General features: G+C 73.4%; 12 protein-coding genes. 9 read left to right on the forward strand and 3 right to left on the reverse strand.

Going from position 1 to position 23,758, the window contains the following annotated elements; genetic code table 11:
* Nucleotides 1-118: 118 nt before the first annotated feature.
* Complete coding sequence (locus tag ACWDVB_RS37740) at nt 119-1,225, reverse strand: DUF6801 domain-containing protein (protein ID WP_451519445.1); 1,107 nt, start codon at nt 1,223-1,225, stop codon at nt 119-121.
* Between the two features lie 345 nt (nt 1,226-1,570).
* Here ACWDVB_RS37740 and ACWDVB_RS37745 point away from each other — a divergent pair, with 345 nt between their 5' ends.
* From ACWDVB_RS37745 to ACWDVB_RS37775, 7 genes are all read left to right on the forward strand, one after another.
* The gene (locus ACWDVB_RS37745; RefSeq protein ID WP_451519446.1) at nt 1,571-8,713 is read left to right on the forward strand and encodes an SDR family NAD(P)-dependent oxidoreductase; all 7,143 of its coding nucleotides are present in this window, start codon (nt 1,571-1,573) and stop codon (nt 8,711-8,713) included.
* Between the two features lie 7 nt (nt 8,714-8,720).
* On the forward strand, nt 8,721-13,967 hold the full coding sequence (locus ACWDVB_RS37750) for a beta-ketoacyl synthase N-terminal-like domain-containing protein (RefSeq protein ID WP_451519447.1): 5,247 nt from the start codon (nt 8,721-8,723) through the stop codon (nt 13,965-13,967).
* Nucleotides 13,968-14,032: 65 nt separating this feature from the next.
* Nucleotides 14,033-14,341 (forward strand): acyl carrier protein, encoded by a 309-nt coding sequence (locus ACWDVB_RS37755; protein WP_451519448.1) that lies wholly within the window; start codon nt 14,033-14,035, stop codon nt 14,339-14,341.
* A gap of 2 nt (nt 14,342-14,343) precedes the next feature.
* Complete coding sequence (locus ACWDVB_RS37760; RefSeq protein WP_451519449.1) at nt 14,344-15,213, forward strand: alpha/beta fold hydrolase; 870 nt, start codon at nt 14,344-14,346, stop codon at nt 15,211-15,213.
* Nucleotides 15,210-16,412 carry a glycosyltransferase gene (locus ACWDVB_RS37765; RefSeq protein ID WP_451519450.1) on the forward strand — a complete coding sequence of 401 codons (1,203 nt, stop codon included), beginning with the start codon at nt 15,210-15,212 and terminating at the stop codon, nt 16,410-16,412. Before ACWDVB_RS37760 ends, ACWDVB_RS37765 begins: the two co-directional genes overlap by 4 nt.
* Nucleotides 16,391-17,452: a methyltransferase domain-containing protein gene (locus ACWDVB_RS37770; RefSeq protein ID WP_451519451.1), complete on the forward strand. Its 1,062-nt coding sequence runs from the start codon at nt 16,391-16,393 to the stop codon at nt 17,450-17,452. The genes ACWDVB_RS37765 and ACWDVB_RS37770 overlap by 22 nt, the downstream gene beginning before the upstream one ends.
* A gap of 59 nt (nt 17,453-17,511) precedes the next feature.
* Nucleotides 17,512-18,774, forward strand: a complete 1,263-nt coding sequence (locus ACWDVB_RS37775) for a lipase family protein (protein ID WP_451519452.1) — start codon at nt 17,512-17,514, stop codon at nt 18,772-18,774.
* On the opposite strand, the gene ACWDVB_RS37780 is transcribed toward ACWDVB_RS37775, so the two are convergent.
* Nucleotides 18,771-21,476, reverse strand: coding sequence for a SpoIIE family protein phosphatase (locus ACWDVB_RS37780; RefSeq protein ID WP_451519453.1), 2,706 nt, complete (start codon nt 21,474-21,476; stop codon nt 18,771-18,773). The two genes, ACWDVB_RS37775 and ACWDVB_RS37780, sit on opposite strands and share 4 nt — an antisense overlap.
* A 169-nt stretch (nt 21,477-21,645) precedes the next feature.
* Nucleotides 21,646-22,284 (reverse strand): hypothetical protein, encoded by a 639-nt coding sequence (locus tag ACWDVB_RS37785; RefSeq protein ID WP_451519454.1) that lies wholly within the window; start codon nt 22,282-22,284, stop codon nt 21,646-21,648.
* A gap of 237 nt (nt 22,285-22,521) precedes the next feature.
* Between ACWDVB_RS37785 and ACWDVB_RS37790 the strand changes: the two genes are divergently transcribed.
* Together ACWDVB_RS37790 and ACWDVB_RS37795 are read left to right on the forward strand one after the other, a co-directional pair.
* The gene (locus ACWDVB_RS37790; protein WP_451519455.1) at nt 22,522-22,971 is read left to right on the forward strand and encodes a phage holin family protein; all 450 of its coding nucleotides are present in this window, start codon (nt 22,522-22,524) and stop codon (nt 22,969-22,971) included.
* On the forward strand, nt 22,947-23,639 hold the full coding sequence (locus ACWDVB_RS37795) for a DUF3618 domain-containing protein (protein ID WP_451519456.1): 693 nt from the start codon (nt 22,947-22,949) through the stop codon (nt 23,637-23,639). Before ACWDVB_RS37790 ends, ACWDVB_RS37795 begins: the two co-directional genes overlap by 25 nt.
* Nucleotides 23,640-23,758 lie beyond the last annotated feature (119 nt).

Genomic DNA, 23,758 nt, shown 5'->3' on the forward strand with positions numbered 1-23,758 from the left:
GGGGCGGGTTGGGGGGCCCCCCCGCTTTGGGGGTGCCCCCGCTTCGTTGGGGGGGCCCCGGGCCGAGGCGGTCCCCGGCCCGCCCCCCCCCCCCCGCCCCACCAGTCGGACAGAAGGGTCAGGTCAGCGTCAGCGTGAGCACGGCCGCGTAGTCACCGGCGGACGCGGTGGCCGGTACGTCCAGCGCGAGGCCCGCGCCGACCGTGAACTCGCCGCCGGTTCGTGTCGCGTCGGGGGCGCTCGCGAGCGTGGCGCCCACCGTGCCGACCGGCCCTCGGGTACCCGGCACGCAGGTACTGGCAGACCCGGCCGCCGTCGCGCAGGACGGCGTCCAGCCGAGCTTGTCCGCGCCGATGGTGCCGGCGCCGCCCGTGAAGTCGGTGACCTTCCCGGTGAGCGACCAGCCGGTGGCGCCGTTACGGGCGTCCTTGACGGTCACCTTCTGCAGATCGCCGGTCGAGCTGCCGCCCGCACCCTCCTCGACCGGGGACAGCGCGACGGTGTCGCCCGCCTGGGCCATGGTGAGCTGACCGCCGCCCTGCTTGGGCGTGACCTTGGTGTTCACGTTCTGCTTGCCGGTGGTGGGGTCCGGGCCGGGACCGGGGTCGTCGGCCTGGATCTCCATCGTGTGCAGGAGTGTCGCCTGGCCCGCGTTGAGCGTGCACGCGGCATCGAACTCATCACCGAACGGTGGTAGTTGGACGGGAGTGCCGGACGCGTCCCGGGCGATCATGTTGTGCAGTTTGAGGCCCTTCACATCGAACTTGGCGGTACCGGCCTTGGCCCAGGTCAGCAGACCGCCGGGGGACTTGCCGGTGGCGTTGACCTCGAACGCCGCGGCCGGGTCGGGGATGTTGGCCTTGGCGACGGTGTTGACCGCCTTGATCGGCAGGGTTCCGTCGCCACCGGGCAGCGTGACGACCACATCCGCCGTGGCCTTGCCCTCCAACGTCACGGCGCCCATGACGCCGAGGCCCTGGGCGGCCCGCGCGCTGACCTTGGTGACGGCCTTGATGTCGTACTCCGGCACCGTCTCGCCCACCTTCATGGTGGCGGGCATGTCCGAGGAGATGTGGATCTCGATCGGGTCGTTGTTGATGATCGGGAACTTGCAGGTGTACTTCTGGTCCAGCTGCACCGGACCGGCGGACGCGGTGCCTCCACTGACGGCGAGCAGGCCGGTGACCAGTCCCGCGGTCGCGACCGCGGCCAGGGCGCCATGCACCCCGGATCTCTTTCGATGAGCTCTCATGGGCTGCCTCTCGTACTGCGTGAACGAGCAGAACGGGTGAATACGGTCCTGTTTCGGATCCGTAAACTACTGACGGGTAGTTGGGCGGTCAAGGTGTCGTTTACCGCCGGTAATTCAGTTCCCTGGATTCGGTATCTGCTTCATCTGGAAGTGAGTAACAAGCAATCCTGAGTTGTGTGTCGATGCCAAAAACCAACAGGCCTTCGGTAAGCGGTGAAACAGCTCTTGACCTGCTTCTCGGGGCGCGGATAGCTTCCGCTTCCGGCTCGATTGTCAATTCAACGTGATTGCCTGTGTCACCGAGCGGTCGGAGTTCTGATGCTGTCTTCTGAGGAAATCCCGGACGCGGTCCTTGGACTGAGCCCTTTCGGCCGCCCGGACGCGCGACTGGTGAGCGCGGTGTGCCGGGCCGGCGGCCTCGGCATACTCGACCTCGGAACCGGCGACCGGCACACCCGCGAGGAACTGGCCCGGCTGTCCCGCTGGGAGCCCGACCGCTACGGGGTCCGTGTGGGGGAGCGCTGCGCCCTGCGCCCCGGCGACCTGGACACGCTGCAGGGCGGGCGGCCGCACACTGTGCAGGACGGGCGGCCGCACACCGTGCAGGACGGGCGGCCGCACACCGTGCTGCTCGGCGTGGACTCCGCCTGGCCGGCCAGTGAACTGAGCGGCTACTACTGGGTCCTGGCCGAGGTCACCAACCGCGAAGAGGCCCTCAGGGCGGTGGCCGACGGGGTCGACGGCCTGGTCGCGCGCGGCAGTGAGAGCGGCGGTCGCATCGGGGACCTCAGTACGTTCGTCCTCCTGCAGCAGCTCCTCGCCGAACCCGCCGTCCCGCTGCCCGTCTGGGCGTGCGGCGGCATCGGCCCGTACACCGCCGCGGCCGCGGTCCTCGGCGGCGCGGCCGGTGTCGTCCTCGACACCCAGCTCGCCCTGCTCGCCGAGTCCACCCTGCCCAAACGCGAACGGGCGGTGCTCGCGGCGATGGATGACACCGGGACGGTCACCGCCGACGGCGGACGGGTGCCGCGCCGACGTGCGGCGCGGCCGGAAGCCGCGCACCCCGGGGACGGCGACCACCTCCACCACCCCGACGCGGAGCAGGCGCTCCCCGTTGGCGAGGATGGCTTCCTGGCCGCCCGGTTCGCCGCGCGGTGGAGCACGGCGGCGGGGGCCGTGCAGGGGATACGTACCGCCGTCGCGGAAGCGGTGGCGAACGCGTCCCGGGAAGGCCCCCAAGGCGTTGAACTGCCCATCGCCCAGGGCCCGATGACCAGGGTCAGCGACCGGCCGGAGTTCGCCGCGGCCGTCGCCGACGAGGGTGGGCTGCCGTTCCTGGCCCTGGCCCTCGCCGACGGCGAACAGGCCCGCACCCTCCTCACCGCCACCCGCGCCGAGCTGGGCGAGCGCCCCTGGGGCGTCGGCATCCTCGGCTTCACCGACGGGGCGACCCGCGACGCCCAGGTCGCGGCGGTACGGGAGGCCCGGCCGAGCCATGCCGTCATCGCGGGCGGCAGACCCGGACAGGCCGCCGGCCTCGAGGCCGCCGGCATCCGGACCTTCCTGCACGTTCCGTCGGCCGGCCTGCTGCGGCAGTTCCTGGCGGCGGGCGCCCGCAGGTTCGTCTTCGAGGGCTCCGAATGCGGCGGGCACGTCGGACCGCTCGCCTCATTCCCCTTATGGGAGGCGCAGTTGGCGGTACTTGAGGAGTACGCGGTCGACCACCCCGAGGCGCTGGCGCAGACCCAGGTGATGTTCGCCGGGGGCATCCACGACGCGCGGTCCTCGGCGATGGTCACGGCCCTCGCCGCGCCGCTCGCCGCGCGGGGTATGGCGGCCGGCGTCCTCATGGGCACCGCGTACCTCTTCACCGAGGAAGCGGTCGCCCTCGGCGCCGTACAGCCGACCTTCCAGCAGCAGGTCGTCGCGGCGCGGACCACCGCGCTCCTGCACACCGCGCCCGGCCACGCGACCCGCTGTGTGCCGAGCCCCTTCACCGACGAATTCAGCGCCCAGGAGCGGAGGTTGCGGGACGAGGGCCTTGCGCGGGAGCGGATCCGGGAGGAGCTTGAGCGCCTGAACCTGGGCCGTCTCCGCATCGCGAGCAAGGGCGTGGAGCGCCGCGACGGGGACCTGGCCCCCGCCGACGAGCGGCGTCAGCTGACCGCCGGAATGTTCATGGCCGGGCAGGTGTCCCTGCTGCGCACGCGGGCGACCACGATCCGCGCCCTGCATACCGAAGTCGGCGGCGGAGCAGAGGAGTTCCTGGCGCGACGAGCCACCCTCCTGCGCACCCGCTTCCCCCTCCCCGCACCACAGGCCGTCCAGGCACCCGCACCGCTGGATGTCGCCGTGGTCGGCATGGCCTGCATGTTCCCGCGGGCGGACGGCCTCGACGCCTATTGGGCCCAGATCCTCGACGGGACCGACGCCGTCACCGAAGTCCCCGCCGACCGCTGGGACCCGGCCGTGTACCACAACGCCGACGGGGTCGGCACACCCTCGCGGTGGGGCGGCTTCCTGCCCCGGATCCCCTTCGACCCGCTGTCGTACGGCATCCCGCCCGCGTCGCTCGGCGCCATCGAGCCCGTCCAGCTCCTCGCCCTCGAAGCGGCCCGCCGCGCACTCGACGACGCCGGATACGCGGAGCGCGCCTTCGACCGCTCCCGCGCCTCGGTCGTGTTCGGCGCCGAGGCGGGCAGCGACCTCGCCAACGCCACCACGCTGCGCACCGTCCTGCCCTCGTACCTCGACGCCGTGCCCGAGGCCCTGTCCGGGCAGCTGCCCCGCCTCACCGAGGACTCCTTCCCCGGGATGCTCGCCAACGTCATCTCCGGCCGCATCGCCAACCGCCTCGACCTGGGCGGTGCCAACTACACGGTCGACGCGGCCTGCGCCTCCTCGCTCGCCGCCGTCGACGTCGCCTGCAAGGAACTCGTCCAGGGCACCAGCGACCTGGTGCTGTGCGGCGGTGCCGACCTCCACAACGGCATCAACGACTATCTCCTCTTCGCCTCCGTGGGCGCCCTGTCCCCGACCGGCCGCTGCCGCACCTTCGACGCCCGTGCCGACGGCATCGCGCTCGGCGAGGGCGTCGCCTGCGTGGTACTCAAGCGGCTCGCCGACGCCGAACGCGACGGCGACCGCGTCTACGCCGTCATCAGCGGAGTGGGCAGCTCCAGCGACGGCCGCTCCCTCGGCCTGACCGCACCCCACCCCGAGGGCCAGCGCGCCGCCCTCGAACGCGCCTACCTCCAGGCCCGCGTCTCACCGGCCGAGGTCGGCCTCATCGAGGCGCACGGCACCGGCACCGTGGTCGGCGACCGCACCGAACTGGCCGTGCTCACCGACGTGTTCACCGAGGCCGGGGCCGCCACCGGCGGCTGCGCGCTCGGCTCGGTCAAGTCCCAGATCGGGCACACCAAGTGCGCCGCGGGACTCGCCGGACTCATCAAGACGGCGCTGGCCCTGCACACCGGCGTCCTGCCGCCCACCCGGCAGCTCACCCGCCCCAACCCCGCCTGGGACCAGGACACCAGCCCTTTCGTCTTCCATACGGGCGCCCGCCCCTGGGCGGCCGCACCCGCCGAACGCCGGGCGGGCGTCAGCGCCTTCGGTTTCGGCGGCACCAACTTCCATGTGGTCCTGCGCGCCCACGAAGGCGGCGCACCCCCCGCGCACGGGCACGCCCACTGGCCCGCCGAACTGTTCACCTTCCACGGCCACGACCAAGAAGGCGCCGCCCACGAAGTGCGACGGCTCCTCGACCTGATCGAGCGACAGCCGGCCACCCCACGCCTGCGGGACCTCGCGGCCACCACCGCTCGGCGCGCCGCGCGGTGCACCGGACCGGTACGCATCGCCGTCGTCGCCCCCGACCCGCAGGGCCTGCCCGGACTGCTGCACCGAGCCCTGGCCGGGGAACACGACCCGGCCGCCGGGGTCTTCCTCGCGAGCGCGACTGGGAGCGCGACTGGGAGCGCCACTGGGAGCGCCGCTGAGAGCGCCCCTGGGAGCGCCGATGAGAGCGCGCCCGGTGGCCGGATCGCCTTCCTCTTCCCCGGCCAGGGCAGCCAACGCCCCGGCATGGGAGGCGAACTGCTCATCGCCTTCCCGCAATTGCAGCAGCACCTCCGCGTGGGCGCCGCCTGCGCTCCCGCGCTCTACCCGCCCGCCGGCTTCGACCCCGACGCGGAGGTACGACAGCGCGCCGGGCTCACCGACACCCGCAATGCCCAACCGGCCCTGGGCATTGCGGGGCTGGCCACCGCCGATCTGCTCGCCCGCGCCGGAGTGCGGCCGGAGATGGCCGCCGGGCACTCCTACGGCGAACTCGTCGCCCTGTGCGCGGCGGGCGCCCTCGCGCCGGACGACCTGATCGTGCTCAGCGGCCGCCGCGCACAGGCCATCCTCGATGCCGCGGGCGACGACCCCGGCGCCATGGCCGTGATCGCGGCGGGCGCGGCCCCGACCCTGGGGGCCCTGCGGTCCGCGGGCCTGGCCGACCGGGTGGTCCTGGCCAACCTCAACACCCCCGCCCAGAGCGTCGTCTCCGGCCCGACCGACGCGGTACGGGACGCGGTGACCGCACTGCGCGACGCCGGGCACAGCGCAACGCCGCTGCCCGTCGCCTGCGCCTTCCACAGCCCGCTCGTCGCGGGTGCGGGACCGGCCTTCGCCGAACACCTCGCCGAGGTGGACGTACGGACACCGGAGTGCACGGTGTGGGCGAACGCCACCGCCGCGCCCTACCCGGCCTCACCCGACGCGATCCGCGCCGGGCTCGCCGCCCAGATCGCCGCGCCCGTCCGGTTCGCCGAGCAGATCGAGGCGATGTACGCGGCCGGGGCACGGATCTTCGTCGAGGCGGGCCCCGGCAGCGTACTGACCGGACTCGTCGGGCACATCCTCGGCGACCGCCCGCACCGGGCGATCCCAACCGAACCGCAGGTCGGCGCCGGACTGCCCGGCTTCCTCAGCGCCTTGGCCCGGCTCGCGGTCGCGGGTGTGCCCGTGGCCACCGGGTGGCTCTTCCACGGCCGCCCCACCGTCGACCTGGAAGCGCCCGCGCCCACCCGGCCCGCCGCCTGGACAGTCGACGGCCACCTCGTCCGGGACGCCTCGGGCGAACCCCTGCCCGGCGCACTGCGACCGGCCCGACGCGTCACCCTGGAAGCCGGGGTGACCGAGGTGCCCGAGGTGAGGGGAGACCACGGTGGCCGGGACGCGCTGCTCATGGAGTTCCTCCGGGGCAGCCGGGAGATGGTGGCGGCCCAACGGGACGTCCTGCTCGCCCGCTTCGGCGGTCCGGGCGCCCACGTGGAGGAGACGGAGTCGGAGCCCGCTCGGCAGGAGCAGGGTCCCGCCTGGCAGGAGCGGGAACCCGTACCTGTGCCCGTATGGCAGGAGCCCGCGCCCGGTGCGGACCTGCTCGCCGCCGTCCTGCAGATCATCAGTGACCGCACCGGCTACCCGGCGGACATGATCGAGCCCGACCTCGACCTGGAGGCCGACCTCAGCATCGACTCCATCAAGCGCACCGAGATCGCCGGGGAGCTCTCGGCCCTGCTCGGCGGGGGAGCGGACGCGGTACGTCTCGACGACGCGTCGCTCGAGGAGTTGTCCCGGGCACGCACGGCGGGGGCGATCACGCGGTGGCTGACGGAGCGGCAGGCCCACCCCGACGGTGTGGGCGTCGGGCAGGGCTCCTTCTCGTCCGTGGGGCACGGCGGCGGCACGTCCCCTGAGTTCGACAGCGGTGGTGGTACCTCCCCCGCCTCCCCAAGTCCCCTTCCGGTACCCGGCGAAGCCGTCCCGGGCCCCGGCAGGGTCCAGTCGACCGGCGTCCCCATCACGCCCGAGGCCGACGGCGGGCCGCCCGGCGCCTCCGTGCCCGTGACGTCGGCGGCCCTCCACGGCTCGATCCCCAAGCGGTATGTGGTCGCGCGGGTGCCGCTGGGGCCGTTGCCCGAGGCGGCGGACGTGGACCTGACCGGAAAGCGGTTCGCGGTGCTCGGCGACGCGCCCGCGGGCCGCACCGCGGCGGCGGGCGCGGATCAGGGCGCCCCGCGGGCCGATCGGGCGAGCCGGGTGGCCGACCGCGTGGTCGCCGAGCTGCGGCTGCGCGGGGCGGACGCCGTGCCGGTCGGCCGCGACCAGGTGCTGACGGAGGCCCTCGGAGTGCTGGACGGTGTCGTCCACCTCTGCGCGCTCGCGGACGACGCGGGGCCCGCCCTCCCCACGGGCTTCGCGGGGCTCGCCGCCGCGCTCGCCCGCCGCCCCGCCTGGCTGATCGCGGCCTGCCCGGCGTCCGGCACGGCAGGGGCCGGTCTGCCCGGTCTGTTCCGTACGGCGGCGCGCGAATACCCGGATACGGAGGTCCGGTTGGTGCGCCTGGCCGAGTGGCCCGAGGACGCGGAACTCGCGGGTGCCCTGGTGGCCGAGCTCGGGGCACCCGACCGCGAGCCCGTGGTCGACCACACGCCCGAGGGCCGCTTCGCGCCAAGCCCACGGCCGGCCCCCCTGGGCCGGTCCGCGCACCGTGGCGCGGTCCCCGCGGGAGAGGTCCCCTCGGGAGAGGGCGCCGCCGAGGCCGCGGCCTGTGGTCTCACCGCCGAGTCGGTCGTGGTCCTCGCCGGGGGCGGGCGCGGCATCACGGCCCGTTTCGCCCTGGCCCTGGCCGCGGCGGCACGCTGCCGCGTCGAACTCCTGGGCCGCACCCCGCTGCCCGGCGTCCCCGAGGCCCCGGCCACGGCCGCGGCGCGGGACCGGGCCGGACTGCGGGCGGCGCTCGCCGCGCAGGGCGGCCGCTCCCCGGCCGAGGTCGACCGGGCCGCCGGCCTGTTCCTGGCCCAGCGCGAAGTCGCCGCCACCCTCGCCGAGCTGGAGCAACTCCGCAGCCCCGCCCGCTATCACACCGTCGATCTGCGCGACGCGGACGCCGTCGAGCGTGCCCTGAAGGAGGTCATGGCCGAGCACGGCCGGATCGATGCCGTCGTCGGCGGCGCGGGCGTCATCGAGGACCGGATGATGGCCGACAAGGACGCCGAGTCGTTCGGCCGCGTCTACGGCACCAAGGTCGACGGCGCCCGCCACCTCCTGGACGCGGCGGCCGCACTCACCGAAGGACAAAGCCCATTACGTGCCGTGCTGTTCGGCAGCGTCGCCGCCGTACTCGGCAATCGCGGCCAGTGCGACTACGCCGCCGCCAACGACGCCCTGGAGAGCCTCGGCGCCGACTGGTCCGCCCGCACCGGGCACCGCGCACTCACCGTGCACTGGGGCCCCTGGGCCCCCACCGGCCGCCACACCGGCATGGTCACCCCGGAACTGGCCCGCGACTACGCACGCCGCGGCGTCGACCTGATCGACCCCGACGAGGGAGCGCTGGCCCTGCTCCGCGAACTCGCCTGGGGCGACCCGGCGTCGTCATCCGTCGTCCTGACCGCGTCGGGTTGGTGAGGTCGCGATGACGGACGTAGCCATCGTCGGCATGGCGGTTCTGCTGCCCGGTGCCCCCGACCTGGACACGTACTGGCGCAACCTGACCTCCGGGGCCGACGCCATTTCCGAGGTGCCCGGGCACCGCTGGGACGCCTCCCTCTACCCGGAGCCGATCTACTGCGGACGCGGCGGCTTCGTAGACGAGTACGCCTCGGTGGACGCGGCCGGGTTCGGCGTGATGCCGGACTCCGTGCCCGGGACCGAACCCGATCAGCTGATCGCCCTCCAGGTCGCGGCCCGTGCCATCGCCGACGCGGGCGGCGAGGAACGCCTTCCGGACCGCGACCGCATCGGCGTGGTCCTCGGCCGCGGCGGCTACCTCACCCCGGCCCAGGCCCGCAACGATCAGCGGGTGCGCACGGCACGTCAACTCGCCCACACCCTGGGCGAGCTGCTTCCGGAGCTCGGCCCGGAGCGGCTCACCCGCATCAAGGACGCCTTCGCCGCGCAGCTCGGCCCCGACCGGCCCGAGGCGGCCATCGGACTCGTCCCCAACCTCGCCGCGTCGCGCATCGCCAACCGCCTCGACCTGCGCGGACCCGCGTACACCACGGACGCGGCCTGCGCCTCCTCGCTCATCGCCGTCGACCAGGCGGTGGCCGAACTCGCCACCGGGCGCTGCGACATGATGCTGGCGGGCGGTGTCCATCACTGCCACGACATCACCCTGTGGAGCGTCTTCACCCGCCTCGGCGCCCTGTCCCCCTCCGAACGGAGCCGCCCCTTCCATGCCAAGGCCGACGGCATCCTCATCGGCGAGGGCACCGGCATCCTCGTCCTCAAGCGCCTCACCGAGGCCACCCGGGACGGGGACCGGATCTACGCCGTCATCCGCGGCACGGGCGTCGCCGCCGACGGCCGCGCGGCGAGCCTGGTAAGCCCCGACCCGGGCGGCCAGGCCCGGGCCGTACGCCAGGCCTGGCGTACGGCCGGGCTCGACCCGCGCGCACCCGGCGCCCTCGGCCTGCTCGAAGCCCATGGCACCGGGGCCCCGGCCGGGGACGCGGCCGAACTCGCCACGCTGGCAGAGGTGTTCGGGCCACCCGACGGCGAGCCGCGCGGGGTCATCGGCTCGGTGAAGTCGATGATCGGGCACACCATGCCGGCCGCCGGCGTCGCCGGCCTGGTGAAGGCCGCGCTGGCCCTGCACCATGCGACCCTGCTGCCGACCCTGCACTGCGAGGATCCGCACCCCGCGCTGGCGGCCACCCGCTTCCGGCCGCTCAGCGCGGCCCGGCCCTGGGACGCCGAGGTCCGCAGAGCCGCGGTCAACGCCTTCGGCTTCGGCGGGATCAACGCCCACGTCGTCCTCGAACAGGCCCCGAGACCCACTGCCGCACCGGCCCGTCCGTCCGTCCGTGAGCCGGAACCGGTACTCCGTCTCACCGCCGAAAGCCCCGAGCTCCTCGCCGGCCAACTGGCCGCGCCCGACTCCGCGCTTCGCGCCCGCGCCCGCGCGGACACCGAACCGCCCCCGGGCCGGGTCCGCCTCGCGATCGTCGCCCCCGACGCCAGACGCCTCGCCCTGGCCCGCCGCGCGGTGGCCAAGGGGCGCGCCTGGCGGGGCCGGGGCGACGTGTGGTTCGCCCCGGAGCCCCTGCTCACTGCGCAGGCGGGCGGCAAGCTCGCGTTCGTCTTCCCGGGCCTCGAGGCGGAGTTCGCCCCCCAAGTGGCCGAAGTCGCCCGGCACTTCGGGCTGCCTCTGCCGACCGAAGACGAGGCGGTCGTCGGCGACGTCGGGCGCCACGGCATCGGCGTACTGTCCGTCGGCCGAGTACTGGACGGAGCCCTGCGCGCCCTCGGCATCGAACCCGACGCGGTGGCCGGACACAGCATCGGCGAATGGTCCGCGATGCTCGCGGGCGGCCTGTACGACGCCGCCACCGCCGACGCCCTGCTCGCGGACTTCGACCCCGACTCGCTGCGCGTCCCCGGCGTCGCCTTCGCCGCGCTCGGCACGTCCGCCGAGCGGGTCCTCCAAGCGCTCGGCTCCCGCACCGACGTGGTCCTCTCGCACGACAACTCCCCGGCCCAGTCCATGATCTGCGGCCCGAAGGACGCGGTCGACGCGCTGGTACGCGACTTCCGCGGGCAGCGGATCGTCGCCCAGGTCCTGCCGTTCCGCTCCGGCTTCCACACACCGATGCTCGCCCCCTATCTGCGCCCGCTGACGGACGGCGTCCACCGCGCGCCCGTGCGCACGCCCCGCGTCCCCGTCTGGTCGGGCACGACCGCGGCACCCTTCCCCTCGGCCGCGGACGACGTCCGCGACCTGTTCGTACGCCACCTTCTTGAGCCGGTCCGGTTCAGGCCGCTGATCGACGCGATGTACGCGGCCGGATACCGGGCCTTCGTCCAGGTGGGCACCGGCCGCCTGAGCTCCCTGATCGACGACACCCTGGCCGGCCGTGAGGCCCTGACCGTCGCCGCAGACACGCCCCGCGGCGGCGGACTCGCCCAACTGCGCCGAGTGGTGAACGCCCTGTGGACCGAAGGCAGCCCCACCCGCCGGGCCGAGGGCGCGATGCCGCCCCATCACTCCTCCGCCCGGACGCCGGTACGTCTCGACCTCGGCGCCGCGTCGGTGTCGTTGCCGCCCGGCGTACGGGCGGAACTGCGTGCGGACCTGCTGGCCGCGATGGACCAAATCCCATCGGCCACGCCGGCCCCCCTGGACGCGCTCTCGACCCGCTTCCCCGCTGCGGCCGAACTACGGGCCGCACTGGCCGAGACGGCGGACGCGGCGGTGGCGCTGTTCGCAGGGGCTGCACGGGCATCGCGGGCCCCTGCGCCGCGCGATGCTCCCGCGCCCGTGGTCGGCCGGGCGATGCCCGATCGGGGGGCCCGACCTGCGCCTGCGGCCGAGACGGCGGTGGCGCTGTTCGCAGGGGCCGCACGGGCGTCGCGGGCTCCCGTGCCGGACGATGCTCCCGCGCCCCCGGTCGGCCGGGCGATGCCGGATCGGGGGGCCCGACCTGCGCCTGCGGCCGAGACGGCGGTGGCGCTGTTCGCAGGGGCTGCACGGGCGTCGCGGGCTCCCGTGCCGGACGATGCCTCCGTGCCCCCGGTCGGCTGGGTGATGGCCGACCGGGAGTCCGGGCCTGTGCCTGCGGCCGAGACGGCCGAGACGGCGGACGCGGCGTTGGCGCTGTTCGCAGCGGCCGCACGGGCGTCGCGGGCTCCCGCGCCGCACGATGCTCCCGCGCCCCCGGTCGGCCGGGCGACGACGGCCCGGGGGACCCCGCCTGCGCTCGCGGCCGAGACGGCGGTGGCGCTGTTCGCAGGGTCCGCATCGACGTCGCGGCCCCCCGTGCCGGACGATGCCTCCGTGCCGGACGGTGCCTCCGCGCCCCGCAACGCCCCCGTGCCGCGCGACGCCCCCGCCCCCCTCGTCGGCCGGACGACGGCTGCCCAGGAGGCCCCGTCTCCGCCCGCCGGGCACACCACCCGCACGCGGCCACCGGCTGCCGCTGCCGCGCGGGGGCCGGCATCGACGGGAGGGGCTGCCCCGCGCCCCGGTGCGGCGGCGGTGCCTGACGCGTCGGCAGTTGAGTCCGCCGGTGCGGGGGCGATGCCCGCATCGGGTGCGGCGGCGCCCCGCGCCCCGGCAGCTCAGCCCCCCGGGGTCCCCGACCCGGCGCAGTTGACGCCGCCCCTCCACCGGTCCCCACTCCTCATCAGCACCACCGCCATGCCCCACCTCCTCGACCACTGCTTCATCCCGCAGCGCCCCGGCTGGCCCGAGCTTGCCGACCGGCATCCGGTCGTCCCCGCGACCACCGTCGTACACCACATGACCGAGGCCGCCGAGCGGGCCCGCCCCGGGCGGCGGGTCGTCGCGGTGCACGACGTGCGGTTCGAGCAGTGGCTGGGGGCCGAACCCGCCACCCGGGTCGAGGTCGTCGTCACCTCCGAGCCCGACGAGCGCCTGGTGCGGGTGACGTTCGGGCCGTACGCGAGAGCCGTCCTGGAGCTCGCCGACGGCTATCCCGGACGCCCGCCCGCCCGTTGGCGCCAGGACGCGGACGAGCGGCCCTGCGCGATCACCGCCGAGGAGCTGTACCGGGACCGGTGGATGTTCCACGGCCCCGCCTTCCAGGGCGTCACCGAGCTGACCGCCATCGGCGACCGGCACGTCCGCGGCACGATCACCACGCCGGCCGCCCCCGGAGCGCTGCTCGACAACGTGGGCCAGCTGCTCGGTCACTGGATCCTGGCCGAACGCAGCGAGCGCAATGTCGTCTTCCCCGTACGGATGCACACCTTCCGCTTCTTCGGCCCGCACCCGGCGCCCGGTACCCCCGTCGAGTGTCACGTCAAGGTCACCTCCCTCACCGCCCCCGCCCTCACCGCCGACGTCCAACTGGTTACCGGGGGCACGGTCCTGGCCGAGATCACCGGCTGGCAGGACCGCCGTTTCGACGTGCCCGGCGCCGACCGCCCCGGCGGTTACCCCGAGCGCCGCGCCCTGTCCGAGGCCAGGCCCGGCGGCTGGACGCTGCTCACCGACGCCTGGCCCGATCTGGCCTCGCGCGACCTCGTCATGCGCACCCAGCTGGGCGCCGCCGAGCGGGCCGCGTACGAGACGCGTCCGCCGCGCGGCCGCCGCCAGTGGCTGCTCGGCAGGATCGCCGCGAAGGACGCGGTGCGGCACTGGCTGTGGCAGCAGGGCGAACAAGCGGTGTACCCCGCCGAGATCGCCGTCCGCAACGACGCCGAGGGACGGCCGTACGCCGTCGGCCTGCACGGCCGGGAGCTGCCCGCCCTGGATCTCTCCCTTGCCCACCGGGCGGAGACCGCCGTCGCCCTCGTACGGCCGTGTGCCGAACGGGAGCACCCGGGCACGGGCGTGGGCATCGACGTCGAGGTCGTCGCCGAGCGGGCCGAGAGTACCTATCCCCTCGCTCTGGACGAACGGGAACACGCCCTGCTCGCCGGGCTCAGCACGGCCGGCGGGGAGCACGAGGCCCTCTGGTTCACCCGCTTCTGGGCGGCCAAGGAAGCCGCGGCCAAGGCCGAGGGCGTCGGCCTGCGCGGCGGACCGCGCAGGTTCGCCGTCCGCGCGGTACGCCCGTACGGACTGATCGTCGAGACGGAGCGGCAGCGCCACCACGTGCGCTGCGAACACGTCCCGGCGCCCACGCCGCCCGGATCACCCAGCCCCAGCAAGGACTACGTCGTGGCCTGGACAGTGAAGGACAAGGACCTGTGAACGACAGCGACCTGTGAAGGACAGCGACCTCTGGAAGGACAGCGACCTGTGAAGGAGAACGGCCTGTGAAGACGACCGCTCCGCCCGACGAGCGCCACGTGCTCGTCGAGATCACCGAGATGATCACGACGGTGCTCGGCGACTACGCCCCGGACCCCGCGTCGATCGGCATGTACACCCGCTTCGGCGACGACCTGGAGATGGAGAGCATCGACCTGGTGACCCTCGCCGGGCTGCTCGCCGAGTGGTACGGACCGGACGCCAACTTCGCTTCCTACCTGGCGAGTCTGGAACTCGACGAGATCATCTCCCTGACCGTGGGCGATCTCGTCGCGTACATCTGCCGCGCCCTGCGGCCCGGCGCGGGAGACTGACCGTGGCCAGGGTTCGGGCCAACGGCCTCGACCACCATGTGCAGCAGCTGCCTCACCGGCCCGGACCGCGACCGCGCGCCATGACGGCGGACGGGCACGCGCCCACCGTCGTCTTCGTGCACGGCGCCTTCATCGACAGCCTCGCCAGCTTCTACTTCACCCTCGGTCCGCAGTTCGCGGACGCCGGATTCGACGTCCTCATGTACGACCTGCGCGGGCACGGCCGCAGCGAACGCCCGCCCAGCGGCTACACGTTGGAGGACTTCAGCGACGACCTCGCCGCCCTCCTCGACGTCCTCGGCATCCACGAGCCCGTGCATCTGCTCGGCAACTCCTTCGGCGGCACCGTGGCCCTGGACTTCGCCGTGCACCATCCGGCGCGTACGTCCTGCGTCACCGTCGTCGAGTCGGGGCCCGCGACGCACGGCTGGTCCGCGACCATGAGCGGGGCGCTGCACCAGGTGACCGGGGCGCGGTCCGAGGAGGAGGCGCTCGCCTGGTTCGTCGCCGAGTACGGGGCGCTCGCCTCCACCCGGCAGGGCGACGATCTGCACGACGCGCACATCGCACGCCTCGGCCGCGCGGCCGGGCGGCTGATCGCCACCACGTCCATCGTTGAGGACATCCCGGGCGGCCGTACGCTCACCGACGACCAAATGCGGGCCCTGGACTGCCCGGTGTTGCTGGTCAACGGCCAGGACGGCCTCGTCGCCGAGGAGTCCGCCCGGCTGGCGAAGCTGCTGCCGCACTGCGATGCCGTCGTGGTGCCCGGCCAGAAGCACTCGGTCCTGGTCGAGGACGCCGAACGCGTCGGCACCCTCGCCCTGGACTGGACGGTGCGGCGGCTGCTGTGCGGGGGCGGTGCCCGATGAGCCGGTTCCTCTTCGTGGTGCCGCCGCTCGCCGGCCACGTCAACCCGGCCTCGGCCGTCGCCGCCGAACTCGCGGGACGGGGCCACCAGGTGGCCTGGGCCGGGCAGCCCGCCGTTCTGGAGGACCTGGTCATCGCCGACAGCCCCGTCTTCCCCTGCGCCGGCGCGCCGAACATCGACGACAGGCCCCGCGACCTGCGCGGCGTTGCCGCTCTGAAGTTCCTGTGGGACGAATTCCTCGCACCCCTCGCGTATGCCATGGCGCCCGGAGTGACCACCGCCGTCATGGAGTTCGGGCCCGACCTGCTCGTCGTCGACCAGCAGGCGGTCGCGGGCGCCCTGGTCGCGGAGCGGCTCGGTGTCCCCTACGTCACCTCCTCGACGACCTCCGCGGAGCTGTCCGGCAGCCTCGTCGGCATCCCGAAGGTCGACCAGTGGATCACCGACCTCCTTGAAGGCCTGCGGCTGCGCCTCGGCGACCCCTCGGCCCGCTACGACCCACGCTTCTCGCCCCGGCTCACGCTGGTCTTCTCCACCAGCGAACTCATCGGTCCACGGCCGCCGGACCGCGGCCCGGTGTCCTTCGTCGGCCCGGCCCTCGGCCCGCGCGAAGAAGCCGCCGACTTCCCCTGGGAGTGGGTCGACGGCGGCGACGGCCGGTCCCTGGCCCTGATCTCCCTCGGCACCGCCAACACCGCGCTGGGCGCCCGCTTCCTCACCCAGTGCGTCGACGCCGTACGCTCCCGCTCACGCCAACTGCGCGCGGTGGTCGTCGACCCCGGCGGGGTCCTCGGTCCGCCGCGCGCCGACGACGACGTCCTGATCCGCCCCGCAGTGCCCCAACTCGCCCTCCTCGCCCGCACGGACGCCGTCGTCTGCCACGCCGGGCACAACACCGTCACCGAGGCCCTGTGGCACGGCGTCCCCCTGGTGGTCGCCCCGATCCGCGACGACCAGCCCGTGGTCGCCGCCCAGGTCACCGCCGTGGGCGCGGGCGTGCGGGTGCGGTTCGGGCGGGCCGACGCCAAGGCGGTCGGCTCCGCCCTGGAGGCCGTGCTGCACCAGCCCCGCTTCGCGGTGGCCGCCCGCCGCGTCAGCCACTCCTTCCGGGAGGCGGGCGGAGCGCCCACCGCGGCCGCCCATCTCGAACAGCTCGCCATCGAAGAGCAGGAGAACCCATGGCACGGACTGCCGATATAGCCGAACGCAGGCCCCACTACCAGCGCCAACTGGCCGCGGGAACGGGCCGGTTCTTCCAGACACCGCGCACCACCTGCCCCTGGTGCTCCTCCGGTCGGCTCCGCCACAGGCTGCGCAGCCGGGACCATGTGCAGAACAAGCCGGGCACCTTCGTCCTCGACGAGTGCCGCGACTGCGGGCACATCTTCCAGAACCCGCGGCTGACCGCCGAGGGCCTCGACTTCTACTACGGGGACTTCTACGACGGCCTGGGCGAGGAGGCCACGGCCAAGATGTTCGCCGGACGCGGCAGCGCGAAGCGCTTCCGGCACAGCGCCCGCGCCCTGCGCACCCATGCGAGCCCGCGACGCTGGCTGGACGTCGGTACCTCGCACGGCCACTTCTGCGTGACGGCCAAGGAGGAGCTCCAGGACACCGAGTTCGACGGCCTCGACATGGGCGAGAGCGTCGAGCGCGCCATGAAGGAGGGGCGGATCGCGGCCGCCTACCGGGGGCAACTCATCGATCTCGCCGACGATATGGCGGGTCGCTACGACGCGGTGAGCATGTTCCACTACCTGGAGCACACCCCGCACCCGCGCGACGAACTCGCCGCCGCCCGCACCGCACTGCGGCCTGGCGGACACCTCCTCATCGAGGTCCCCAACCCCGAATCCCCCCTGGGCAGGCTGCTTCGCGGGCGCTGGATACCCTGGTTCCAGCCCCAGCACCTGCACTTCGTGCCCATCGGAAACCTCTGCCGCGAACTGGAACGCATCGGCTTCACCGTCGTGTCCGCCCACCGCCGCGGCAACCAGCACATCCCGGCCGACCTCGCCTGCGCCACCTGGTTCTGGGCGGCCCGCGCCATGCCGGAGGAGGACGCGCCCTGGCTGGCGAAGCGGCCGGGACGGGTCGCGGTGGCCGCCCGCTGGACGGTGGCGCTCGCCGCGCTGCCGCTTGTCCTCGCCGCGTACGGCCTCGACCTGCTGCTCGCTCCCGTCCTGCGGCGGACCTCGCTGAGCAACGCCTACCGAGTGATCGCCCGCCGCGACCTATAGCCACGCGATCGATAGCCACCAGATCTACAGCCGCGCGACCTACAGCCAAGGGAAGTGACATGCCCAGACCGGTATCCCGCCGGGCGGGTCGGCTCACCGCCGTCCTCGCCCTGATCCTCGCGGCCTGCACCCTCTCCGCGAGCCCGGCGGGCGGAGAACCCCGCCGGGCCCCCTCCACGGGGGCCGCCGCGGCGCTGCCGCCGGACGGCTTCTACCTACCGCCATCCGCCCTGCCCGACGGGAGGCCCGGCGACGTGATCCGCTCCCGCAAGGTCGACCCCGGCACTCCTACGCCCCGCGCCCTGGCCGACACCTGGCAGGTGATGTACCGGTCCACCGACGCGCTCGGCAGGCCGCACGCGGTGACCGCCACCGTCCTGGTCCCCACGGGCGGCACCCCCGCCGCACGGCCCATCGTCGGCTGGGGACCCGGCACCCAGGGCCCCGCCTTCCGCTGCGCCCCGTCCCGGATGATCACCAAGGGCGCCCTGTACGAACAGTGGGTCATCAATGCCATGCTCAGGGCGGGTTACGCGGTCGCCATCCCCGACTACGAGGGCTACCGGCCCGGACCGAGGACCACCTACATGGTCGGCAAATCCCTTGGCCCCGCCCTCATCGACGCCGTCCGCGCCGCCCAGCGCCTGCCCGCCACCGGGCTCTCCGCCGACGCGCCGGTCGCCTTCCGCGGCTACTCGCAGGGCGGCGGCGCCGCGCTGTGGGCGGGTGAGTTCCAGCCGGACTACGCGCCCGAGCTCAAGCTCAAGGGCATCGTCGCGGGCGGCGTCCCCGGCAGCCTCATGGAGGTCGCCCTGCCGCTCAACGGCCGGCCCGGTTCCGGCTTCCTCTTCTACGCCCTGATAGGCCTCGACAACGCCTACCCGGAACTCAACTTCGGCGACGTGCTCAATGACGCGGGACGCGCCATGGTCGCCGACCTCGAAGCGGGCGGCTGCGCCCTCGAAATGATCAACAAGTACGGCAACAAGCCGCTCTCCACGTACGTCACGCGCAGTCCGCTCGTCGACGCGCCCTGGGTCGCCCGCTACACGGAGAACACCCTCGGCGCCACTACGACGATCAAGGTGCCGGTGTTCCAGTACCACGCCACCCAGGACGCCCTCGTCGAACCGAACCAGGCCGACGCCCTGCACCAGCAGTACTGCACCCAGGGCGTGCCGCTGACCTGGAAGACGTACGACACCACGGGCCGCCCACCGGTCGCCGACCACCTCTGGCCGATCCAGGCGGCGAACGCGGAGGCCATGACCTACCTCGCGGACCGGTTCGCGGGGCGTCCGGCGGCCCCGAACTGCTCCTAGTCGCAGACCTGTCGGCGGTAGGGCGGCGTGAGGCGGACGGCGAGGACGGCGAGGTCATCGGGGCTGTCGGCGCCCAGACGGATGAGGAGTTCGTCGCAGAACGCGTCCAGGGGTTCACGCGCCAGGTCGGCGGTGTGCCGGGCGAGCCGCATCATGGAGTCGTCGAGGGTTTCGTCCCGGCGTTCGATGAGGCCGTCGGTGTAGAGCAACAGCGTCGAGTGGGCGGGGAGCGTGACGGTCGCTTCGGGGCGGGGTATGTCGGGGTCCACTCCGAGCAGCAGGCCCGCGCCTTCGTCGAGGAAGTGAGTGGCGCCCTCAGCGGTTGTCAGCAGCGGCGGTGGATGCCCGGCGGAGGAGTAGTGCAGTTGCCAGGGCCCACCGGAGGGGCCCTTGACCAGACCGTAGAAGCAGGTGGCAGTGGCTTCCTCGTACAGGCTGTGGTTGGCCACGTCCAGGCGGCGCAGGACCGCTTCAGGCGGCTCTTGGCGGTCGACGGCGATACCGCGGAGCATGCTGCGCAGCTGGCTCATGGCGATGGCCGCGTCGAGATTGTGTCCCGTGACGTCTCCGATGACCAGCGCGGTTCCGTGGGACACGACGAAGCTGTCGTACCAGTCGCCGCCGACCTGCGCGGTGGTGGAGGAAGGCGCGTACCGGGCGGCCAGCTGGAAGCACTCCACCTCCGGCAGCCTGGGCAGGAGAGCCCGCTGCAGACGTTCGGCGACGTTGTGGGTGTCCTGGTGGAGGCGGGCGCTGTCCACTCCCAGAGCGAGGGTGCGGACCAGGTCGTCGACCAGGGACAGATCCTCTTCGGTGAACGGGTGACTCCAGATGGTGCGGCCGACCGTCAAGGCGCCGAAGACCTCCCGGCGCGCTCGCAGCGGAGCGACGACGGCGCTCGTCGTGCCCATCCGCTCGAACAGCTCCGCGTACTGGGTGTCCAGCGGGCTCCCGCCCGGACTCGCCGGGGGAACCCCGTCGAGCAGCAACGGCCCCGCGCCGCGCAGCACACGGGCGAGCGGACCCCGCGCGCCCTCCGCCAGCGGGGGGAGTCTGCCCTCGTACGCCTCCGGGCGCAGTCCCGCGGGCGGATCGCGGTGGACGACGCAGACCCGGTCCATTCGCGTGGCGTCGTCGAACAGGTCCACCGTGCACCAGTCGGCAAGGCGTTCTGTCATGATCTGTCCCGCCCGCTGCAGCCCCGCACCGAGATCCAAGGTGTCGCTCAGCGCACTGCTGGTGTTGGCCATCAGGGAGAGCCGCTCAAGGGCCGACATGTCCGTGCGCGTACCGTTCACCGGTCTGTGGCGTTCCGGTGCCGGGGGCAGCTGCGGTTCGGTGAATTTCTGCGCCACCGCGAGCTGGTTCCGCCCGGAGTGGACGGGTGCGGCGCCCCTGGGAACGAGGTGCGCCACGAACACGGTGCGGCCGTCGGCCAGCTCCTGAGTCCGGATGGTCAGGCGTACGGGGATCATGTGGCCGTCATGGTGCTGCGCGGGCAATGGCACCGAGCGGCCCAGAATGCGCGCCTCACCGGTGAGCAGCAATGAGCTGAACGCCGCGAGGTGACGCGCCCGCAGGTGCTCGGGGATGAGCGCGGTCAGCCTCTGTCCGATCAACGCGTCGGCGTCCCAGCCGAGCATGTCCGCCGCCGGTCCGTTCGCCGCGACGATGCGGTTCGAGTCATCGGCGGCGATGGTCGGAACCCTGCTGGCCCGCAGATGGCCCACGTCCCACGGCACCAGCTCCGAGGGGCTGAGACCCGGCTCCGTGGGAACCGTCAGCAAGGACCACGGGGCGGCGGAGCCGCCGTCGAGCTGGCCGATGACCTGATCGAGCAGCCACTTGCGGAAGAGCCGGTTGAGCGGGAGGGAGGGCAGGGTGAGGAGGCGCTCCTCGCGAGCCGCGTCTTCGGCCTGGCCGAGGACGCTGCGCAGCGTCGTCACCGCGACGGCCGCGTCGGCCGGGACCGACAGCGTCAGGGAGAGGATGTTCGTCTGGGGGTGGTGCTCCCCCAGCGCGACCCGCAGGCCCGCGGTGAGCAGGTTGTTCATGTCGTGAGCGGTGGCCAGGTCCTCCGATCGCACACCGAGACTGTCCCGGGCTGTCGCGGCGAACACGAGTTCACGCAACAGCGCGTGCCGGTGCTGCTCGGATGCCGCGCAGAGGTCGCGCGGCATGTCCATCAGGGTCACGGTCGTACGAGGACCGGCGGGCGGCGCCGCGGCGTTCCATCCTGGCGGTGACGGTGACGGTGACGGTGACGGTGACGGTGACGGTGACGGTGACGGTGACGGTGGCGCAATCGGCGCATTATCGGGCGACAGTTCGAACCACACTGTCTTGCGCTCCCCGTTGACATCCACTCCGCGGCGGGACGCGAGTTCCTCGAAGATGCCAAGCCCGTGCCCCGTACCGGCGTATGGACGGCCGCCGCGAGGCACCAGGCCGCGTGACGCGCAGCGATCAGTCACTTTCACGGCCGCCCCGCCTCCAAGGGGCCTGACCGACACCTCGACCTCGGTGCGCGCGTGCAGAACCGCGTTCGTCACCAGCTCGCTGACCAGAAGCTGAGCGGTACTGATCAGGTCCGACGGGGCTTCGTCCAGCACGGTCCCGACGAAACGCCGGGCTGACGCCACGCTTCGCGGTGTCGGTGGAAACCGTCGCGATCTCGCCCCGGGCGCATCGGAACCGTCCATGCGTCCAGCCTGCCTCACCCCGCACGGCCCCGCAGCCGCGCTCGCCCTGACGTTCGTAGCCCTCGGCCCGACATGCGGAGGTGGCCTGCTTGGGGCAGCGTGGGGACTGGAATGCAGCCGAAGCCCCGCCGACGCGTACGAGCCCGGGCCGGGGTAACCGGCCATGGCGTCAGTGCCCCCCAAAGACGAGCGGTACGTGGCTGCGATAGGGGTACGCGACGGGTGCCAGACAACCGATCGCTTCGATTGACCAGGAGGAGCTTTGAGCGACTTCCAGGGCACGAGCCGCCCGGACCAGAGCAGGCCGGCGGCGGTGGCAAAGACAGCTCAGGACAAGGCGACGGAAGGCGCCGGGCTGGTGGGCGAGGAGGCCGCCGAGGTGGCCGGGACCGCGAAGGAACAAGCGGCAGGAGTGGCTCACGAGGCCACGGCCCAGGCGCGTGACGTGGTGGGAGAGCTGCGTGGTCAGCTCCAGGACCAGGCCCAGTCCCAGACGCAGCGCCTGGCGGAGAACGTACGCCGGTTGGCGGATGAGCTGCGGGACATGAGCGCGAGCGGCAAGCCCGATTCGAGCGCCGCGGGAGTGGTGCGCCAGATAGCCGACGGCGGTCATCAGGTGGCTTCCCGCTTGGAGCAGCGCGGGCCGGATGGCCTCGTCAGTGATCTGCAGGACTTCGCGCGGCGCCGCCCGGGTGTGTTCCTGGCGGGCGCGGCGCTGGCGGGCTTCGCCGTGGCGCGGGCCGGCAAGGGAATCAGCGCCGCCGGCTCGTCCGCTACGCCCGGTTCGGGCGCTGAGAGTGAGCAGCACCGGGCTCCCTCAAGCCCGGGTAGCCCTTCCCGGCCTCCGGTGACGGGTGCCGGTACCCCCCGAGCCGGGTACCAGAGTCCCCCAGAAACCCCCGGTCAGATCCAGCCGCCGCCCGTCGCACCGGGATACGGACAGCCGCCCACGCCTGCGGGGCCCGCTACGGCCGCGCCTCCCCCTCCGCCACCGCCTTCGCCGCCCTACCCGGGCCGGCCGGGGCCGAACCAGGGGAGCTGAGCGGTGGCCACACAGTTCCCGGAATCCGTCGGCACCGACGCCCAGCACCCGACGGCCCCGCGCTCCGCCAAGCCGGACGAGCCGTCGATCGGTGACCTGCTCAGCGAAATCAGCACCGATCTGTCGCAGCTGGTCCGCGACGAGATAGAGCTGGCCAAAGCGGAGATCAAGCAGGAGTCGACCAAGGCCGGCAAGGCCTTCGGCATGCTGGGCGGGGCAGGTTACGCCGGTCACCTCGTCCTGCTCCTGGGCAGCCTGACCGTGATCTTCGCCCTCGCCAATGTCATGGACATCGCCTGGGCGGCACTGATCGTCACCGCCGTGTGGGCGGTGGTCGCAGCGGTGCTGTACAGCACGGGCCGCAAGCGCCTGCGCACCGTGAACCTCAAGCCCGAACAGACCGTGGAAACCCTGAAGGAGGACGCCCAATGGGCACGACACCCGACGAGCTGAGGACCGACGTGGAGTACCGGCGTGCCCATCTGGCCCGCAATGTCGACCTTCTGGCGGACAAGGTGACCCCACGCAGGGTGGCCCAGCGCAAGGTCGGCGCGGCCCGGGGCCGGCTGACCGGCATCAAGGAGCGTGTGATGGGTACGACCAGCGACACCGTCGGGAACGTCGCGGACACCGCGCACGGTTTCGCGGACTCCGCCAGTCAGGCGGCAGGAAGCCTCGCCGATACCGCCAAGGACACGACCCGACAGATCGGTGACGCCGTCCAGCAGGCACCCTCGCAGGTCAAACAGCAGACGCAGGGCAGCCCGCTCGCGGCCGGCCTCATCGCCTTCGGCGCCGGCATGCTGACGGCCGCGCTGCTGCCGACCAGCAAGGCGGAGGAGCAAGCGGGTCAGCAACTGCGCGAGCACGCCGATGACCTGCTCGAACCGGTGAAGCAACAAGCCGTCCAGGCAGCGCAGGACGTCAAGGAAGAGCTGCGCCAACCGGCCGCCGAAGCGGTGCAAGCGGTCAAGTCCACGGCACAGGACGCGGCCCGGACCACCAAGGAGCAGGCCCAGCACGCCGGACAGGACACCGCGCAGGGGCTGCGCGAGGTGGGCGGGGACACCGTCCATGAGGTGCGCGAGCAGGCGGGCGGCCCCGGGCAACCGAACACCTGACGGCGGCCTGCCCTGACGCGGGACCGCCCCCGCTACGCCGTGGAACGCCCCCTCGCCCTGGTCCCCGGCTCCGCCGAATGCGGCGGAGCCGGGGTCCCGCGCCTCGCAGCCCCGCCGAC

It is taken from the genome of Streptomyces sp. NPDC003379 (assembly GCF_053589195.1).

Bases quoted from the DNA above. Each gene is read 5' to 3' on its own strand.
- ACWDVB_RS37750 (WP_451519447.1), top strand. From the start codon at position 8,721: ATGACGGACGTAGCCATCGTCGGCATGGCGGTTCTGCTGCCCGGTGCC.
- ACWDVB_RS37780 (WP_451519453.1), bottom strand. From the start codon at position 21,476: ATGGACGGTTCCGATGCGCCCGGGGCGAGATCGCGACGGTTTCCACCG.
- ACWDVB_RS37745 (WP_451519446.1), top strand. From the start codon at position 1,571: ATGCTGTCTTCTGAGGAAATCCCGGACGCGGTCCTTGGACTGAGCCCT.
- ACWDVB_RS37770 (WP_451519451.1), top strand. From the start codon at position 16,391: ATGGCACGGACTGCCGATATAGCCGAACGCAGGCCCCACTACCAGCGC.
- ACWDVB_RS37775 (WP_451519452.1), top strand. From the start codon at position 17,512: ATGCCCAGACCGGTATCCCGCCGGGCGGGTCGGCTCACCGCCGTCCTC.
- ACWDVB_RS37795 (WP_451519456.1), top strand. From the start codon at position 22,947: ATGGGCACGACACCCGACGAGCTGAGGACCGACGTGGAGTACCGGCGT.
- ACWDVB_RS37765 (WP_451519450.1), top strand. From the start codon at position 15,210: ATGAGCCGGTTCCTCTTCGTGGTGCCGCCGCTCGCCGGCCACGTCAAC.